The following is a 273-nucleotide window of genomic DNA, read 5'->3' as shown; positions in this document are numbered from 1 at the left end:
GCGCGCACGGCCACGACGCCGCCGATGGCGACGGCGATCAGGGGCAGAAGGCGGGGCAGCTTGCTCATCGGTCAAACTCAGCGAACGGTCGGCGCCAAGCGCCGGGCAGGAAAAACACTTCGCCCCTCAAGTCGCCTGACGCCGCGCGTCAGGCATAGGGGCCAACATGAAAACACATCACCCCTCAAGTCGTCCGACACCGCGTGTCGGACATAGGGGCTCTTCAAGCATCAGGCGGCGAAAAGGTCGTCGTCCAGACTACGGCGGGCGCGG

Source organism: Brevundimonas sp. UBA7507, from assembly GCF_002478355.1.
GTDB classification, from domain to species: domain Bacteria; phylum Pseudomonadota; class Alphaproteobacteria; order Caulobacterales; family Caulobacteraceae; genus Brevundimonas; species Brevundimonas diminuta_D.
This window is presented reverse-complemented; position numbering follows the sequence as displayed.